This window comes from Pseudoalteromonas sp. NJ631 (assembly GCF_000276645.1).
Lineage (GTDB): Bacteria > Pseudomonadota > Gammaproteobacteria > Enterobacterales > Alteromonadaceae > Pseudoalteromonas > Pseudoalteromonas piscicida.
This window is the reverse complement of record NZ_AKXJ01000012.1, coordinates 40,082-57,929: the sequence shown is the minus strand read 5'-3', so window position 1 is coordinate 57,929 and position 17,848 is coordinate 40,082. Positions and strand designations below refer to the sequence as shown.

14 protein-coding genes are annotated in these 17,848 nt (G+C 42.9%); 4 read left to right on the top strand and 10 right to left on the bottom strand.

The features are described 5' to 3' along the window. Window positions 1–52: 52 nt before the first annotated feature. Both A587_RS0117660 and A587_RS0117655 read right to left on the bottom strand, forming a co-directional pair. Window positions 53–1,267, bottom strand: coding sequence for a pyridoxal phosphate-dependent aminotransferase (locus A587_RS0117660; RefSeq protein ID WP_017218656.1), 1,215 nt, complete (start codon window positions 1,265–1,267; stop codon window positions 53–55). Window positions 1,268–1,455: 188 nt separating this feature from the next. Then, on the bottom strand, window positions 1,456–1,800 hold the full coding sequence (locus tag A587_RS0117655; RefSeq protein WP_017218655.1) for an Hpt domain-containing protein: 345 nt from the start codon (window positions 1,798–1,800) through the stop codon (window positions 1,456–1,458). Between the two features lie 119 nt (window positions 1,801–1,919). Between A587_RS0117655 and A587_RS0117645 the strand changes: the two genes are divergently transcribed. Continuing rightward, entirely contained in the window at window positions 1,920–2,510 is a 591-nt protein-coding gene (locus A587_RS0117645) for a tRNA-uridine aminocarboxypropyltransferase (RefSeq protein ID WP_026001041.1), read from the top strand. 9 nt (window positions 2,511–2,519) lie between these two features. Then, window positions 2,520–3,308, top strand: a complete 789-nt coding sequence (locus A587_RS0117640) for a CLCA_X family protein (RefSeq protein WP_017218653.1) — start codon at window positions 2,520–2,522, stop codon at window positions 3,306–3,308. On the opposite strand, the gene A587_RS0117635 is transcribed toward A587_RS0117640, so the two are convergent. The 3 genes from A587_RS0117635 to apbC form a co-directional block, all read right to left on the bottom strand. Continuing rightward, complete coding sequence (locus A587_RS0117635) at window positions 3,268–5,733, bottom strand: bifunctional diguanylate cyclase/phosphodiesterase (protein ID WP_017218652.1); 2,466 nt, start codon at window positions 5,731–5,733, stop codon at window positions 3,268–3,270. The two genes, A587_RS0117640 and A587_RS0117635, sit on opposite strands and share 41 nt — an antisense overlap. A 601-nt stretch (window positions 5,734–6,334) precedes the next feature. After that, entirely contained in the window at window positions 6,335–6,919 is a 585-nt protein-coding gene (dcd, locus tag A587_RS0117630; protein ID WP_010371648.1) for a dCTP deaminase, read from the bottom strand. A gap of 2 nt (window positions 6,920–6,921) precedes the next feature. Beyond that, window positions 6,922–8,025, bottom strand: coding sequence for an iron-sulfur cluster carrier protein ApbC (gene apbC / locus A587_RS0117625; protein ID WP_017218651.1), 1,104 nt, complete (start codon window positions 8,023–8,025; stop codon window positions 6,922–6,924). Between the two features lie 202 nt (window positions 8,026–8,227). Here apbC and metG point away from each other — a divergent pair, with 202 nt between their 5' ends. Continuing rightward, the gene (metG, locus tag A587_RS0117620; RefSeq protein ID WP_017218650.1) at window positions 8,228–10,264 is read left to right on the top strand and encodes a methionine--tRNA ligase; all 2,037 of its coding nucleotides are present in this window, start codon (window positions 8,228–8,230) and stop codon (window positions 10,262–10,264) included. Between the two features lie 360 nt (window positions 10,265–10,624). Here the strand turns inward: metG and A587_RS0117615 are convergent, their stop codons facing one another. From A587_RS0117615 to A587_RS0117595, 5 genes are all read right to left on the bottom strand, one after another. Then, window positions 10,625–11,767: an ABC transporter permease gene (locus A587_RS0117615; RefSeq protein WP_017218649.1), complete on the bottom strand. Its 1,143-nt coding sequence runs from the start codon at window positions 11,765–11,767 to the stop codon at window positions 10,625–10,627. Then, complete coding sequence (locus tag A587_RS0117610) at window positions 11,751–12,683, bottom strand: ABC transporter ATP-binding protein (protein ID WP_017218648.1); 933 nt, start codon at window positions 12,681–12,683, stop codon at window positions 11,751–11,753. Before A587_RS0117610 ends, A587_RS0117615 begins: the two co-directional genes overlap by 17 nt. Window positions 12,684–12,685: 2 nt before the next feature. Next, entirely contained in the window at window positions 12,686–13,627 is a 942-nt protein-coding gene (locus A587_RS0117605; protein WP_017218647.1) for an HlyD family secretion protein, read from the bottom strand. Further along, window positions 13,624–14,271, bottom strand: coding sequence for a TetR/AcrR family transcriptional regulator (locus tag A587_RS0117600; protein ID WP_017218646.1), 648 nt, complete (start codon window positions 14,269–14,271; stop codon window positions 13,624–13,626). Before A587_RS0117600 ends, A587_RS0117605 begins: the two co-directional genes overlap by 4 nt. A gap of 451 nt (window positions 14,272–14,722) precedes the next feature. Next, window positions 14,723–16,027 (bottom strand): NAD(P)/FAD-dependent oxidoreductase, encoded by a 1,305-nt coding sequence (locus A587_RS0117595; RefSeq protein WP_017218645.1) that lies wholly within the window; start codon window positions 16,025–16,027, stop codon window positions 14,723–14,725. Between the two features lie 625 nt (window positions 16,028–16,652). Here A587_RS0117595 and A587_RS0117590 point away from each other — a divergent pair. Further along, a complete protein-coding gene (locus A587_RS0117590) occupies window positions 16,653–17,801 on the top strand; it encodes an AAA family ATPase (protein WP_017218644.1) in 1,149 nt (382 codons plus the stop codon). Window positions 17,802–17,848 lie beyond the last annotated feature (47 nt).

Here is a 17,848-nt window from a genome sequence, read left to right as displayed (position 1 = left end):
CCCACAAAAAAGCTCGGAAATTTCCGAGCTTTTTTATTTTTTAATACAGATGTTACTGACTGTAATGCGCAAAAAAGCGCTTTACTCTATCCATTGCAGGCTGTAAATCATCTTTATGTGGTAAAAACACTAATCTAAAATGATCCGCACTAGGCCAGTTAAAAGCGCGTCCGTGGACAAGTAGAATTTTTTCTTCTTTGAGCAAGTCCAGCACCATGCGCTCATCATTCTTAATATTAAACCGCTTCACGTCCACTTTAGGAAACGCATAAAGCGCGCCCTTTGGCTTTACACAGCTTATCCCTTCGATTTCGTTTAAGCCTTTAAACGCAATATCACGCTGCTCATACAAACGCCCACCCGGTTCAATGAGTTGGTCGATGGATTGTATGCCTCCGAGCGCTTGTTGAATGGCAAACTGTGCAGGAACATTGGCGCATAATCGCATAGACGCGAGCATTTCTAAGCCTGTGATCAAATCCCGCATCACTGAATGCTTACCACTGATCACCATCCAGCCCATGCGGATCCCTGCCGCACGATAAGTTTTTGCTAAACCGTTAAAAGTGATAACAGGAATATCATCACAAAGACTCGCAATTGAAAAATGCTCTGCATCATCATATAAAATCTTTTCGTAGATCTCATCACTCAGTATTAATAGCTTGTGTTCTCTGGCAACGTCGATTAATGCCTCAAGCAATGCTTTGTCATATACAGCACCGGTCGGATTATTTGGGTTGATCAGCACCAATGCCTTTGTACGACTCGTGATTTTACGCTTGATATCTTCGATATCTGGAAACCAGTCTTGCTCTTCATCACAGAGATAATGCACTGGGTTACCGCCAGATAATTTAACGGCAGCAGTCCATAACGGATAATCCGGTGCGGGGATCAACACTTCGTCACCATCATTGAGCAAGGCTTGCGCGGTCATTTGGATCAATTCACTAACGCCATTGCCAATGAAGATGTTATCGACACTAATATTAGGAAAACTTTTTTGCTGATAATATTGATACACGGCAACTCGGGCAGAATACAATCCTTTTGAGTCGCAATACCCCTGTGCAGAATATAGGTTTTTTATGATGTCTCGGTGCATATCTTCTGGCATATCAAAGCCAAATGCCGCCGGATTGCCAATATTTAATTTGAGGACTTTCATGCCCTCGTCTTCCATTTTTCTCGCTTGATCCAATACTGGACCACGAATATCGTAACTCACCCCGTTGAGCTTATTACTTTTTGTTATTTGTAGCATCTATAACCCCCTCATTTTGCTCAAGCATATATCACAATGCCGTCAAAATTCTATGCTTGTGATAACTTTTTATGCTTCAAAAAAGCAACTTACAAAATGAAGTGATTAGAGTGGGATAAATAAGCGCAATTTTAAATAAAAAAGGCCGTATAAACGACCTCATTTCCGCTCATTGGCTTATGCTGGATTTAAGATTGAGCACTCAGCCACTGCTGCAGTTTCGCTTTTGAACCTGCAACTTGTGCTGCAAGCTCTTCAATAGAGTCATCAACAATATCCTGCTCCCCTTGAATAAGGGCATGCTCTATCGTCTTTGCTAAATCGCTCAAACTAGCGGCCCCAAACTGAGCAGCGTTAGATTTCAAACTGTGAGCATGACGAATGGCAGCTTCTTGATCCTGATTCAAATTCAGCATCAACTCCGATTCTAACCGCTCGAATTCAGAACAACAAAAATGAACCGTATCTTCGAATTGCTCGCCCAGTAACATTTGCATGTTCTCTAGGGCACCTTCATCTATTACGATGCTCATAACTTTCCTTAAATTTAATATTCTATTACTTATGCTAGCCAAATCTGGTTTCTTGTGCAAAGTAAATGCGGGCAAGATATGATAAAATATGACTTATATTAAGAAACACCTCATCAAACATGAAACGTAATACCTGTCCAGTCTGTCAGTTTCCCACAAAAACTTGCGTATGCTCCTATATTGGTAACGTAATACCAAATGCGACTCAAGTTATTATCATGCAGCATCCGAGCGAAGTAAAAGTCGCCAAAAATACCGCAAAGCTCCTCGCCTTGCAGTTAGGCAGTTTTGCGCTGTATGTTGGAGAAAATACCACTGACTTTGAAGAGTTGATTAACTTCTGCAACGAAAACCATGTTGCACTGCTCTACCCAAACAGCCACGCTAAGACCTTAACTACAGAACACAATCACGCTCAAAAGCTTGATGCCATCATCTTATTGGACGGGACTTGGAAGAAAGCGACTAAGCTTTACAACCTCAATCCGTGGCTAAGCCAGTTGCCCAGTTTTCAGTTCGATTCGATAAATGAAAGTGAATATACTATTCGTAAATCTAAACATGAATACAGTTTATCAACACTTGAAGCGGCAGCTCAATTTCTCGAGATTGTAGATCAATGCGAAACTGCGGATCTCTACAAACTTCAAGCAGGCATGGTGAAAGAGCAGATGAAGCGAATGCCTGAAGATGTTAAAGCTCGGTATTAAAGGAAGAAAATGCCAGGCTCGAGACTACAGCGCGGATACGCTCGCCGAGGACCCGATTATCGATTCGGCGATCAAGTTGATTTCAGTGAAATCAAACAGACCTTTGGCTTTAAAACCATGACCATTGGTCATTGGGTTACGCCCGAAGAAACCCGTTTATCCGCCAATTTCATTTATGATGCCCTCGCAGATCTAGCCCAAATACTACAAGTACCGCCACAGGTCATTGGCCTTCGGGGAACACTTAACTTTGCTTTTGGTACAGGCGGTCAACAAGGTGTTCAAGCGCATTACGCAGCAAATACGAGCACACTCGCCTTAGCAAAAAATGCCGGTGGTGGCGCACTTGCCCACGAATGGTGGCATGCATTTGATCACTATATTTGCCAGCATTTAATAACACAGCCAAAAAAGCCTTTTGCATCATCAGCTTGGTTACTTTCTACCGAAACCGTGTTACACCCATTGAACAATGCTTTAGCAACGTTTTTTGCGCATACCTTTTTAGATGAACAACATCAAAAACCAAATCGGTATTTTCATACCGCCAAGATTGCTGATAGCGCGAACAAACAGATTTATTACGCACTACCCGAGGAACTAACAGCTCGGATGTTCGAGGCCATTATTGCCTACCACAGCGATATATCAAATTCATTTTTGGCCGCGGGAATTAAGGGTTCAGAACAAGAAAAACTGGGGATTTACCCAGAACATGAACATAGAAAACGATGCGCTGAGCCCATTTTTCACTACTTCAGCGAACTAGGAAAGATTTTATATCACCAGCATAGGTGACTTTACTTAGCCAACTCTTAAATTCCGTGAACGGCAACGGACGTGAAATAAAATAGCCTTGCGCAAAGTCGCAGCCATAGGCCTGCAAACGAATGTAACTATTGATATCCTCAACCCCTTCTGCCACCACCCTTGAGCCTAAACTGTGCGCCATATCACACGTCGCTTTACATATTGTTTGATTGCTCTTAGATGTCTCAATATCCATCACAAAACTTTTATCAATTTTAAGTTCATCAAATCCAAGTTTACTCAAATATGCAAGGGACGAATATCCAGTACCAAAATCGTCTATCGCTACTTTTACGCCGATTGAACGATAATCATCTAACACCCCTTTAAGCTCAGCTTCTTTTCCTATTGTTACCGATTCCGTGATCTCTATCATTATTTGAGAAGGTGCGAGTGATAATTCATTGACAAGCGTAATAAGCTGTACCGACAACTCTCTTCTACTCAAGTCACGACCAGATACGTTGATTGAAATAACGTGCTCAGGCAATAACTTAGTTATCTCGGCTTGATAATGAAGCGCATGCTCAATCACCCACTCGGTGATCTCGTAAATTTGCCCTGAAGACTCCGCAATCGGAATAAATTCGTCAGGTGGTATGTAACCAAGCTCAGGGTGAAGCCAGCGCAGTAGTACTTCAGAGCCGAATACCCTGCCAGTACTGAGATCTACCTGCGGCTGAAAGAATAAACTGAACTGTTCATGTTCTATCGCACTTTTAAGAAACGAGGTGAGCTTTAATTGTCGCTCAGTCGAAATAGAGCTTTCAACGTCAAATAGATGCCAACGTTGGCCATTGTGTGACTTAGTATTAAGAGCCTGCAGAGCGCGCTGGATAAGCTTCTCAGTGGATTTGGCATGCATTGGATAATTCGCTACCCCAACCTCTAAACTATCTACAATCTGCGTGTCTTTATAGCCAACCCCTTCTTCGAATACAGCAGATAAAATACATACATATTGCTCAACTTGACTGACTTCAATTTTACCATCAAGTACGATGGCAAACACTTGGTCTTCTAGGCGATAAATAGGTGTGTTTCCTTTATTTGCAACGGCAGCGCTACCGTAAGTATTGATCTGCTCAGAGACCTCTTTGAATAACTTATTGATGTGCTGATTTGCAAAGGTTAAGCCAAAACTCAGTCTTATTGATGGCAGGATCAGTGGTTTAAAAAGCAACAATGTATGCGCTTTATTTTGCTCCTCAAGCTTAGCGAGCGAACCAAACAGGGCGAATTTATTGGGCAGTGCAGTCTCTTTATCAAACTCAGCATAATGAATATACATACGCCGCTTTTCCGCATCATGCCAAACCACAAACAGTAGTAAGAGCATTAAATGTAGGCTGATCAACACATGGTTTACGATTGATATTTGTTCACTTGGCTGGATTAATTGACTCCCAGCAAAGCCAATTAGTACCGCTACCATAGGAGACCAAATTGCGCAGCAAAAATAGACTTCTTTACGACTGTCTTTATCTTGGCTTACCAAAATCATCGTACTTAATACAATTGCACCAATAACCATAATTGACTGAAGTGCAAACGGTAAATCCACTTTCGCAAACGCCACAACGACACCGCTTAGTAAGTAGATATATGCGGTCGTCTTGATGGTTAGCTTAATCTTTCTATCAAGCCTATTTTTAGTAAGGAAATGATGAAAAAACAAAAGGCTGAAGCCGAGTGCAAAACACACAAAGCTGCCACTGTAATGTAAAAAATGAATGCTATTTTGGTAGCTGAAAAAGATATCAGCGAGTCCTTTATGGGTGACGTAAAGGCAGGCTAATGACAGCAAATAGCCACCAACCGAAAGCAGACTTGGGCGTTTCGAAATAATACCGGTACTGAGCATAAAAATACTCAATAAAAACATTACCCCTAGAAACAACCCGGTTAAAAATAGATGAGCATTAGTATCTTCTATATAAACTTCATAAGGTTCAATACTCACTCTAGACAAGGAAACATAGGGTGATTGAACCTTTACAATGATCGGCTCAATATAGCTATTAGCATCAATCACCAAATGGGGCGAAAAATGGGATAACGATGTATGATTGTTACTTTCGGGGATTTGAGTTAGTTTTCCAATAGGGTCCGTGGTAAAAAACTCAACACTACCCATGGATGGACGTGCAACTGTTAGCACTTGGTCTGACAGATCATCGCGAACGAGGCTTGTGATTCGAAGCCAAACCGCAACGCCCTTTGGAATAATTACCGTTTCTTGCGATACACTAAACTGGGCCTCAGAAAAGTCACCATAGCCTACTGAAATTAAAGGTCTTGCTTCTATAGTTTCTGCGGCCAGCTGCGTTTCAGCAGTAGCCAACATTGCAAAGATGCAACACACAATTATTGTAAACATCAGTGTGGCATACCTAGCAGCGCTAAGCCACATACCCATTCTCCTTGAGTCACTTTGACGGTGATTTATCAGCCTATTCGTTATGCAAAAAACCAAGCGTTAACGTTCAAGAAAAACACCAACTCGAATACATTGGCTATGAGCTTCCCTTTGCAAATCAGGAAGCAACGTCATTCGCGCACTAATACCAGTGGTATTAAGTCAATGATCTACTTTGAAGCGGGAAAATAGTTTTAGTAGCAAGGCAAAAATTTTGCTATTTAGTTGTTCTAAATGAGAAATTTTTAACGAAGCTAATATGCTATTTCACCTTTCAAATTGATTAGAGACTTAATTCAATTGGTATAATACCTATTTCACTTTGTCTACTGCAGTCATTTGCATGACGCTTTCGCCGACAACATAAAAAACGCATTACGATAAGTATGGTTTGGATCAAAGCAAATGCAAAAATATTATTGAATTTAAATCGTTATGGCTATTTGATGGGAAATCAAAAATGTAAAGATGGCATGCCGTTTAGATAAGCTGAGGGTCTTGTCTAAACTCGGAATAACAACTTGTTTTCTAGTCGTTGTTATTCCCAAGGTCAGCGTCAGATTTGCTACACAAATCCTCTCGCCTACCTATTCAATTAACTGTCGTCACTAATACGCGAAGCAACCGCACTATTTTGATCCTTATATTTGGCGTCTTTACGCTCGTTATAAGGGAATTGCGCAGCACTTGTCATCGTTTCAAAACTCATTGCACCTATTTTCATGTTTGGCCTAAGTGCCAAAGGCAACTTCCCTGAGTTATAAAACTCTAATACGATGTTTCCAGACCAACCGGGGTCAATACGATGCGCGGTAACGTGAACCATTAAACCTAGCCTTGCCAGCGACGACCGGCCATCTAACCACCCAACAAGATCGGCAGGTAGCGTTACCTTTTCATACGTCATTGCCAACGCAAGCTCACCAGGGTGCAAGAAAAATGCTTGCCCATCTTCTAGCACGATTTCGTCACTCATGATGGATTCCATCGCGGCATTGATCTGATCTTTAGGACCACTGAGATCAACGTAAGGCGCGGCATGGTCCTGAAACACTCTAAACTTGTTACCCAGTCTTAAATCCACAGTAACGCCCGAAATCATATCTGGCTTAGGTGTAGGTTCGATGATTATGCGTTGTTGTTCAATCGCCTCTCGAATATGGGTATCCGATAATCTCATTCTTAATCTTCCGTCATCACAATCTCAACACCCGATGTTGAGTCTGATTGGTAATATAACATACTGGCAACCAGTTGGGCACAGTCAACATAGTGATCTGCTATACCATGATTGTCAGCCTTACTTTCTGAATTAGGCTCACGGACTGTGGCAATGATATCTTCGCCCTGCTCCGATGCTGCTCTGATTTGGTCGTCAAGCGGTACTTCCGCGAGCAGAGGCACACCATAGCGACTCGCCAGCGTGGTGCCACCAGAGTGACCAAAAATGTGGTTGCGGCTACCGCATTGCTCACAATTGAAGTAACTCATATTTTCGACCAAACCTAAAATGGGGAGCTGCACTTTTTCAAACATCGCGATGCCCTTCTGTGCATCTGCTAGCGCCAAGGTCTGCGGTGTAGTGACAATCACCGCACCACTGGCAGGCACTTTTTGCGTCATAGTAAGTTGGATATCTCCTGTGCCTGGCGGCATATCAACAATCAGATAATCCAGCTCGCCCCAATCCGTTTCATTTAACAATTGAGTGAGTGCTTGAGAAGCCATTGGTCCTCGCCAAACAGTGGCGTCCTCTGCTGGGACCAAAAAGCCGATAGACATGGCTTTAATGCCCGACTTTTCAATTGGTAGTAGGGTTTTATCATCTTTCGCCTGAGGCTTTTCATCCTCAAGAGCCAGTAAACTAGGTAGCGAAGGGCCATAAATATCAGCATCTAGCACACCGACTTTCGCGCCTTGAGCACGTAGCGCATACGCCAAATTAATCGCAGTGGTAGACTTACCCACCCCGCCCTTACCTGAGGCAACAAGAATAATATGTTTAATAGCTTTAAATTTTGGTCTGCCGACAACGACGACTTTCGATATCACCTCAACGGCCTTGCCTAAGTGTTGCTGTAGATAATTAGCAACATCTTGGTCGCATTGGATGGCAAATGGAAAATTAATTTGTACTTGAATTTGCGCCTTTGATTCTTGTGTTTTGATCACCCAATTTGCATCAATGCCCACTGGTAATGCAGCACTACGATAGCCATTTAAAAGCTCAATGATTGCCTGTTTGGTGTTTTTTCCCTTGGCAAACCATTTTTCCAGTCCAAACATACAAATTAAACTCCTCTGGGTGATGAAAATAGCCACGGAATTATGTAACATTCAACTCATTAAAACCAGTCAATTCGCGGTTCATGGTCTGAACGAAGGTGAGTCACTAAGCACACTTATCCATTCAAGTGTTAACTCAGTGAATAATCAACCAATTCAACACCATCACTTAGAAAGATCGCGCTAAATTCATGGAATCGTTATGACGAAGAGAAAAATTCTCATTACCAGTGCATTACCATACGCAAATGGCCCCACACACTTAGGTCACTTGCTGGAATATATTCAAACCGATATTTGGGCTCGCTTCCAAAAGTTACAAGGCCATGAAGCCTATTATGTATGTGCAGACGATGCGCACGGCACGCCAATCATGCTAAATGCACAAAAGCAAGGTATCACGCCTGAAGAAATGGTTAAGCAGGTGGGTATTGAGCGTCAGCGTGACTTTGCAGACTTCAATATCGAGTTTGATAACTATCACAGCACACACAGTGACGAAAACCGTGAACTAAGCGAGCTAATCTACACTCGTTTAGACGAAAAAGGCCATATCAAAAAGCGCACGATTTCACAGTTATTTGATCCAGAGAAAGGCATTTTCCTACCAGATCGATTTGTTACTGGCACTTGCCCGACTTGTAAGTCTGAAGATCAAAATGGCGACAGCTGTGATGCTTGTGGTGCAACCTACAGCCCAACAGAATTGATTGAGCCAAAATCAGTGATGTCTGGTGCGACACCCATCTTGAAAGATTCAGAGCATTACTTCTTTGACTTACCGGCATTCGAAGACATGCTAAAAACATGGCTACGCTCAGGTAGTCTGCAATCTGAAATGGCGAACAAGTTAGACGAATGGTTTGCAGACGGCTTACAGCAGTGGGATATCAGCCGCGACGCCCCCTATTTTGGTTTTGAAATCCCAGGCGCGCCTGGCAAGTATTTCTATGTTTGGTTGGATGCACCAATCGGTTACATGGCAAGCTTCAAAAACCTTTGCGAGAAACAAGGCCTAAACTTTGACGAGTTTTGGGGTGAAAGCTCCGACGCCGAGCTTTACCACTTTATCGGTAAAGACATCATCTACTTCCACAGCCTGTTTTGGCCTGCAATGCTAGATGGCGCTAACTTCCGTAAACCAAATAACGTATTCGCTCACGGCTTTGTCACCGTGAATGGCGCTAAGATGTCTAAGTCAAAAGGCACTTTTGTAAAGGCTCGTACCTATCTTGAGCATTTAGATCCTGAATATTTACGTTATTACTACGCAGCTAAACTAAACAGCGGCGTTACGGATTTAGACCTCAACCTAGAAGATTTTGCAGCACGCGTAAACTCAGATTTAGTAGGTAAAGTGGTAAACATCGCGAGTCGCTGCGCAGGCTTTATTACTAAGAAATTTGACGGCAAGCTAAGCGGCTCTGTCATGGACGAAGCGCTACTAACTAGCTTTGTTGCTGCAAAGGATTCAATCGCGACACATTTTGAAAACCGCGAATACAGCCGCGCAGTGCGTGAGATCATGACCCTTGCTGACAAAGCAAACCAGTTTATTGATGCCGAAGCGCCTTGGGTGCTTGCAAAGAATGAAGAGACGCTTGAGCGTGCACATCAAGTGTGCTCTATGGGTCTTAACCTATTCCGCGTATTACTGACTTATTTAAAGCCAATCCTTCCAGGTATGGCGAAAAATGTTGAAGCTTTCTTAAATACCGAGCTTACTTGGGAAAGCGTTGACAACGCCCTTGTTAATCATGAAATCAATAAGTTTAAGGCACTAATGCAGCGTGTTGAACTTGATAAAGTGAATGCGATGATCGAGTCTTCGAAAGAAAGTCTTGAAAAGAAAGTGGGTGGTCAATCTGTAGCAGCAGATCCGAATAGCCCGCTTGCCAAGGAGCCAATCGCTGCGGAAATCGAATTCGATGATTTTGCCAAAGTTGATCTACGTGTCGCAAAAATTGCCAACGCAGAGCATGTTGAAGGTGCAGATAAACTGCTTAAACTTACGCTTGATTTAGGTGGTGAAACGCGCCAAGTGTTTGCAGGCATTAAGTCTGCTTATTCACCTGAAGATCTTATCGGCAAGTTAACAGTAATGGTTGCAAACCTAAAACCTCGCAAGATGCGTTTTGGTATGTCAGAAGGCATGGTATTGGCTGCAGGCCCAGGTGGTAAAGAAATTTACATCTTAAATCCAGACGAGGGCTCACAGCCTGGCATGCGAGTGATGTAATCACCCTATTACTTGTATACAAATAAAGGCAGGCTTCTATTTAGAAGCCTGCCTTTATTTTTGCTCAGATCAAACCTTCGCGCCAAATTTCATTATCGAAAATTAACCAAGCCGCGACCAGATACAAACAGCCGCCGTAAAACCGATTCAACCATTTATTATAATTTGGGTCATTCGACACTCGCGCCAACAAATCACCAGCTTTAATCTACACCAAATGCACCGAAATGTTGAGTATCGCAAGCCATAACACCAGAATTAAATTGCCCAACGCGCCGAAGGTATCATTTGCTTACCCACTAAAAAGCGTAAACATAATAAAGACTAATACCCATCCTTTGCGATTCAATATTTACACAACTAATCTAATCGCTTTTTAAAACGCATCGTCGCAATCATAAAGCCAATCACACTAAAGGCGACCAAACAGAGTAAATCAAAATACAAATCGCTAAAGTGCGCGCCTCGAAGTACCACAGCTCGAATCGACCGCACGTAATGTGTGGCAGGTAAGATCTCTGCAAGGTATTGCGCCGCCTTTGGCATCGCGGCAAATGGGAACATAAACCCAGATAGCAATATTGCAGGCAGTAACACAAAGACCGTCATTTGCATTGCTTGCAATTGGTTTTTGGCTTTAGTGGAGATCAGCAGTCCCAAGGTAAGGCTCGCGGTGATAAACAACAACGTCACGATAAGTAGACTTGGCATATCAAAATTGAGCGGTACATCAAATAGCCAATGTCCTAAAAATAGTATTATCGCCATTTGAATAAAGCCAACAAGAATATAGGGTAGAATTTTACCTAACATCAGTTCGGTTGGTCGAACCGGTGTCGTGATAAGAAATTCCATATTACCCTGCTCACGCTCTCTAACCAGCGCTGAGGAGGTAAATAGGATCATCGTCATCGTTAATATAATAGCAATCAATCCAGGAATAATATTAACTGACGAACGTTTCTCAGGGTTAAAGTAATTTTGCAGCGCAAAAGCTGGATCTGGCAGTGCAGGCATAGGTAACCTTTTGATGCTAGTTGGCAACTTACTGAGCCCTGCCACGGCACCACTTAATAACGGATCGGAGCCGTCAATCAACCACTGCGCAACGCTATGTTGCGCTGTACTATTACCCACTTTATAGCCACTTAGTTGATAATCACGATTGAGCTGTCGACGCACAAAATCAGCAGGAATAACCAACACGGTATTCACCTTTCCTCTGGTAATGGCCTGCTCAGCTGCCGCAATTGAATCGTAATAGCCGATAAAGTCAACAACTTGAGTGTTGGCTGCGGTTTGGATCAACTGTCTGGATTGATAAGTCTGACTAAAATCAACAATACCTGCGGAAACATGTCTTACATCAGTATTAATTGCATAACCAAATAGCAACAGCTGCGCCAATGGCAACATCACAATCATCGCAAAGGTAATACGGTCGCGTGCCAGCTGCATAAACTCTTTACTGACGATGGCATTTAACCTACGCAAGCTCAGCATAGCCCCTCCCTGTGCTCGTTACAAACACATCCTCGAGGTTAGCGCGAGTGAAATCCACTTCGTAACCACCTCCAGATTCAGCTCGCAATAATGCCAAAGGTTGTGATTCTTTTTTGTTTATCAACACCCTAAGGCGAGCACCTATTTGGGAGACGGAAATCACACTCGGTAATGAAGCTAAACGTGTTTTTAATGCCGCGACGTCGTCACCCACAACTTCGCACACCGAAACCTTTAACTGTTCCATCAGCGCGATGGGACTATCATCCGCACGCTTTACACCTTGCTCTAAGATAGCAAGCCGGTGACAACGCTCTGCCTCGTCCATATAATGGGTAGACACTAAAATGGTCGTGCCCTGCGCACTTAAACTAAATAACTGCTCCCAAAATGCACGACGATTTTCCGGGTCAACCGCTGACGTCGGCTCATCTAAAAAGAGCAACTCTGGTTTATGAATAACAGCGGCGGCAAGCGCGAGGCGTTGTTTTTGTCCACCACTCAATGCACCGGACTGCACCGATTTTTTATCTTCTAATTGGTATTCCTGTAGCAGCTCAGCCACTCTACGCTTAACATCATTGCGTGATAAACCATAAATTTTCGCCACAAACTCGAGATTCTCCAGCACACTTAGCGACTCGTATAGGGAGAATTTTTGTGTCATGTAGCCTAGTCGATTACGCAAGCTTTCACCATGTGCCTGTACATCCTTTCCCATAATACTGACATGACCTGTGGTTGGCGTTAACAGTCCAGTCAACATCCGGATAGTGGTTGATTTTCCACAGCCATTTGGCCCCAGAAAACCGTAAATTTCGCCCTGTTTTACGGTAAGGTCTAGGTCTGAAACCGCCCAATAGTCATTAAACTGCTTACCCAAACCTTTACTTTGGATCACGATTTCCTTGGTCATTATTACAGCTCCACCCAAACCGGCGTGCCTGACGGGACAGTCACTTTATCAGTGAGCACCACTTCCACCACATACATCAAACGTGCTCTTTCCTCTTGTGAAAGTGCAAAATAAGGCGTGAAGCTCGCGCTTTGGCTAATGTAGCTGACGGTGCCTTGTAGACTTTTATCACTGCCATCGAAATGCACATTTAGCACACTTCCCAAAGAGACTTTAACAAGCTGGGTTTGCGGCAGATAAAGTCGAGCGAATGTTTTGTCATCAGCAGCCAGCAAAATAATCGGTGTACCTTTAATGGGACGCTCACCAACAAGCCAAGGTAAATCCTCGACAATGCCGGAAGCGGGTGCTTTAAGGGTAAGATCAGCGAGCTGCTTGTTGGCAATAATTAGCTGTGTTTGTGCTTCTGTAATTGCGATTTTTGCTTGTTCGATTGTCTCCTCTCTCGTGCCATTTTCAAGCTCTTTCAAACGCGCTTGGGCCTCTTGCAAAATACCAAGTGTCGACTCGACATTGGCTGAGGCGGCATCAACCCTATCTTGAGAGGTCAACTTGTCTTTGATTAACTGCCTCTGTCGAACAAGTTGCCGCTGAGCTTCTTCCCAAGCGGCCTGTGCTGCATGGACCCTTGCTTTGGCTTGTTTGACTTGTTCAACTCGGGTGCCAGAGAGTAACAATCTATATTGCGCTTGCAAGCGCGCGATTTGCTGTTCAATAGCATTAACCTGTTGTTGCTGCACTACGTCATCGATTTTCGCCAGTTGCTGTCCTTTTACCACTTTATCGCCGCGCTCGACCAGCAACTCAACTAACAACTCTCCGGTTGGGCTGCTGATCTGCACCTGCGGTCGTTCGATAATGCCGAAGATTTTACACTCGGGTTTAGAGCAACCAACCAAAAGCGTCAATAACACAAAACTAATGATGTAAAACGGTGTTTTCATAATGTTTTCCGTTCAATATGCTGGGATAGAAACACGTTAAAAATAGCTTGCTGATGTTTGCCAAGGGAGCGCCACTGCTCAGTATCCGAGTTTTCGATACCAAGTAGCGGCTGCATCACAGGTGGCACCAAAAAAGGAAATGCCGACAAGCCAAGACAGGTTAAAAGTAACCATTCAGCTCGAATGGGCTCTGCAGGCGAAAGCGTTTGAAAGGTCGAATTTAAAGTACTGACACCGTTCTCTACATGCTCAAAGAAAATCTTTTTTATGATTTCATGCTCTTTAGAGTGCGTATCATGTAGTGCCATAAAAATGATCTTAGGTAGCGTTGGGTATTGGCTCATCACCTGAAAGTAGCGCTCTATAAACTGAGTTAAAATGAGCGGTGAGAGCTCGCGTAACTGTGATTTTTTAATCCCTTCAAGCAAGCTCAGTAGAGGTGCTGCAATTTCGCGAAATACCGCTTCAAACAGCCCCGCTTTATCGCCGAAGTAGTACTTAATCAAAGCAATGTTTACCTCTGCAAGATCCGCAATTGCTCTAGTCGTGACTCGATTATATCCGCGGTTAATAAACAAACATTTACCAGCAGTGATGAGCTTTTCTCTCGGGGTAACAGCGGCTTCCGTTAGCCTATTTGTCATGTTTCAACTCCATTAATCACTTGATTAATATACTAGGACAAATGTGCAAGCTTAACGACAGCTTTCGTTAATCAAAAAAGAGGAAATGATTAACCACTAATCTACATCAAGCTTTCATTGGTTATCTGACCTTTTCGTGGACAGGCACACAAATTGAGTAACATATGACGTGGTTACAAGGCCATTATCGTGGATAGTCACTTAACAGTTGATATTCAAACAGGGAAGTCAACAAAGCAAAAAGCCGAATTTCATCGGCTTTTGAGATGCAAAAATTGCTTAACTTAGCCAGAGAGTTTTGGGGATAACTCCTCTCTCGCGTCCTGCTATCGCCTTCGTACCTAGCTCCTGTAGGCAAGGTTACGCACAAATAGCTGGCTATTGGACGTGACGCAGTTAGCGCTAAAACTGGTTGCTAGAAAGGCATTAATTATCTGAAGTTCAGATTAACTTAGTGCAGTTTCATTTTTGGCCGCACTACTCTAAGTACCTTTTCGCTTATCCATAGTGCAAAGGTTTTTGCGATACCATGGATTGCGCGCTGATGCATTCTATACAATGAGATGTACATGAATCGCGCTATCTTACCTTCAATAAAAAAGCTATTGCTGGTTAGGTTTCCCATTAAACTACCAACAGTGCTATAACGAGATAAATTCACTAAAGAGCCGTGGTCACTATAGATAAACTCTTGTAAAGGTAGATTTTTTAGTGTCGCGATTAGATTTTTCTCTACACATTGCGCCATTTGATGGGCCGACTGAGCACGCGGCGGCACTTGAGTGCCATCCGCTTGGGTAAACGCGCAGCAATCACCGATGACATAAATATGCTCATCTACACTGCTTTGTAAGTATTGATTTACCTTAATTTGATTATTGCGAGTAAGCTCGAACAGCCCAATCTCTTTAATAAAGTCAGGTGCTTTTACCCCCGCAGCCCACACCTTGATGTCTGCTTTTAGCTGTTCATCTTCTTTAGTAATAAAGCTGTCTTCGGTTGCCTGCTTTACCTGGGTGCCTTCTCGCACCGTGACACCTAGCTTCACAAGCTCCCGTTTGGCTGAATTAGCAATACGCTCAGGTAATGCAGGTAATATTCGAGGACCTGCTTCTATTAAATCAATACGAAGGCGTTTGGCAGTCATTTTATTCAGTCCGTACATTTTCAACATGTCTGATACATGATACAGCTCGGCAGAAAGCTCAACGCCAGTAGCACCACCACCAACAATGCCAATGGTTAACGAGTGCTTTGGATCGTCGTCTTGGTGTAAGCGTGTAAAATTATCGAGGAGTGCATGCTGAAATCGCTCAGCTTGCTGATTTGAATCGAGAAAGAAGCAATGCTCCTTGACCCCCGGCGTATTAAAATCATTGCTAATACTACCAATGGCAAGCACTAAATAGTCATAGCTGACTTGTCGCTCTGGGAGAATACGATGACCGAGTTCGTCTTTTAGCTCGCTCAGCGTGATGGTGTTATTGGTTGAGTCTACGTGGCTAAAACTGCCGAGTTGAAACTGATAATAATGCTTTGCTGCATGAGCAGAATAAACCACTCCATCTAAATCAGCGTCAATAGACCCTGTCGCGACTTCATGAAGCAGCGGTTTCCAAATATGGCTGCGATTTTTATCAATTAATAAGATTTCTGCTTGGCGTTTTTTTCCGAGTTTATGTCCTAATTGTGTTGCCAGCTCTAAGCCACCAGCACCACCACCGACTATCACGATTTTAGGAAGTTGCGTATTCATCATGTTGCCCTTAAAAGTATAATACTTAAGTACTCTAGGGTCTTCGAAAAGCACTTAGGTATTTCAAATCCATCATGAAATACCTTGTCTGGCAACGCCTTCAATTATGCGCTTTTTTAGTCCATTTGTCAGTAATACTTAGTCACTACATAGTGCTAGTCGTTATATAGCGTTGACTCGCAAACCTCACTTTTTCCATGACATTCCACGCCCGAAGCTCCCCTCCTTAAACTGTATCGAACAATAAATTAAACACTGTAAGACCTTGTAATAGAAATGAAGCAATAATATAAATATATTATTAACAATAAACACAACTGGCAACAATAATGATGTATCGATAACATAACGACAAGGATCTGAATAATGACTACACCCAACCTAGGTAGAATTGCGGTAAATAAAACAACGTTACTAATGCTGAGAAAAAAAAGCCCTAAGTAGAGAGAAGCTTGCTGAAAACTGTACAAACCAACGCTTCCCAGTATCGGTTTCCACAATAAAACGAGCAGAATCTGGTAATCGAGTACTCTGCAGAACTATTCAAAATTTAGCAAAGTATTTCCAGGTCAGTATTGATACATTAATCGATCAAGCAGAATCTCCTTTATGGCTATATAGCTATTTGTTAAAAGACGAGCCCACTCCATTATATGGAAGAGAATGGGAGCTTAATCAATTACATATCATTTTTAGTAGAGCGGTGGCGTTACCTTGCGCTCAAACCATCTTACTACAAGGTATGACAGGAATAGGTAAAAGCGCGTTACTCAATGCCTTTATTTGCCACTTAAAAAGAGCGGAGAAAAACTACCTCCTATTTAGCACCAACTCCTGTTTAAATCACAACAATCCTCACTTTTTTGTTGCCAATCTTGTTCGCTCATTATTGCTTGTTAAGGCACATACTGAAGTAGAGATAGGCCATCAAATAGACCTCGTTTCTAGCACACCGCTGAGCGCAATTCGTATGCGTCAATGGGCGGACTTGTCTTTAAGCCTTGCGCACACGCAGACGCTTCGTCAATTTTCAGACGAGCGCTTAAGGTTGGTTGATAAAACGGTTGTCAGTGATCTACTGGAATATCTCAATCACAAAAAAGTGCAAGCGATCTTGATAGACGATGCACACACTCTAAGCGAGCAAAGCCGATACTTTTTGAGCATACTTACGCAAGTCCAATGTCATTTTGGTATTTTATTTATCCTATCAGCCCAGAAAAAAAATGCTTTTACTCATCCTCCCAAATGGCTCACCTCCGCACATATTATCTATCTAAAGCCACTAGATATCAGTTCGATGCAGCAATTAGCACATCACACATTATTGAGCCGAGATATGCTTCCGTGCAAACATCAACATAGAACCGCTATTGCCTTAAAACGGGCATGTGGTAACCCATTATTTTTAATTCAACTACTTTGTGTCACCCATCCCCAATCAGAACTTCCTGAAACCCTACAGCAACTCACTCAACACTACCTCAACTCGATGCCATGTGAAGTTGTAAATACCCTTAAGTTTGCAGCGCGAATTGGACAACACTTCGATACGAAACAACTTCACCAATTTAATGAACATAAAAAAATCCGTGCTCCCTTGTGTGTGTTACACAAAATGTTGAGCAGTGGATTGATAACCCAAGACGCTGAACACTACAGTTTTGTGCACCCTCTCGTATGGGAATCTCTGAGAAGTCACGCAAACGACTTAGAACTGGATTGGTATAAACACCATCAATCTAATACACAAAACCAAGTGACCCGTATCTGAGCCAATATCTGAGTCAAAATATCCATATCGTTTCCTTGACCCCATAA

Bases quoted from the DNA above. Each gene is read 5' to 3' on its own strand.
- A587_RS0117660 (WP_017218656.1), bottom strand. From the start codon at position 1,267: ATGCTACAAATAACAAAAAGTAATAAGCTCAACGGGGTGAGTTACGAT.
- A587_RS0117655 (WP_017218655.1), bottom strand. From the start codon at position 1,800: ATGAGCATCGTAATAGATGAAGGTGCCCTAGAGAACATGCAAATGTTA.
- A587_RS0117645 (WP_026001041.1), top strand. From the start codon at position 1,920: ATGAAACGTAATACCTGTCCAGTCTGTCAGTTTCCCACAAAAACTTGC.
- A587_RS0117640 (WP_017218653.1), top strand. From the start codon at position 2,520: ATGCCAGGCTCGAGACTACAGCGCGGATACGCTCGCCGAGGACCCGAT.
- A587_RS0117635 (WP_017218652.1), bottom strand. From the start codon at position 5,733: ATGTGGCTTAGCGCTGCTAGGTATGCCACACTGATGTTTACAATAATT.
- dcd (WP_010371648.1), bottom strand. From the start codon at position 6,919: ATGAGATTATCGGATACCCATATTCGAGAGGCGATTGAACAACAACGC.
- apbC (WP_017218651.1), bottom strand. From the start codon at position 8,025: ATGTTTGGACTGGAAAAATGGTTTGCCAAGGGAAAAAACACCAAACAG.
- metG (WP_017218650.1), top strand. From the start codon at position 8,228: ATGACGAAGAGAAAAATTCTCATTACCAGTGCATTACCATACGCAAAT.
- A587_RS0117615 (WP_017218649.1), bottom strand. From the start codon at position 11,767: ATGCTGAGCTTGCGTAGGTTAAATGCCATCGTCAGTAAAGAGTTTATG.
- A587_RS0117610 (WP_017218648.1), bottom strand. From the start codon at position 12,683: ATGACCAAGGAAATCGTGATCCAAAGTAAAGGTTTGGGTAAGCAGTTT.
- A587_RS0117605 (WP_017218647.1), bottom strand. From the start codon at position 13,627: ATGAAAACACCGTTTTACATCATTAGTTTTGTGTTATTGACGCTTTTG.
- A587_RS0117600 (WP_017218646.1), bottom strand. From the start codon at position 14,271: ATGACAAATAGGCTAACGGAAGCCGCTGTTACCCCGAGAGAAAAGCTC.
- A587_RS0117595 (WP_017218645.1), bottom strand. From the start codon at position 16,027: ATGAATACGCAACTTCCTAAAATCGTGATAGTCGGTGGTGGTGCTGGT.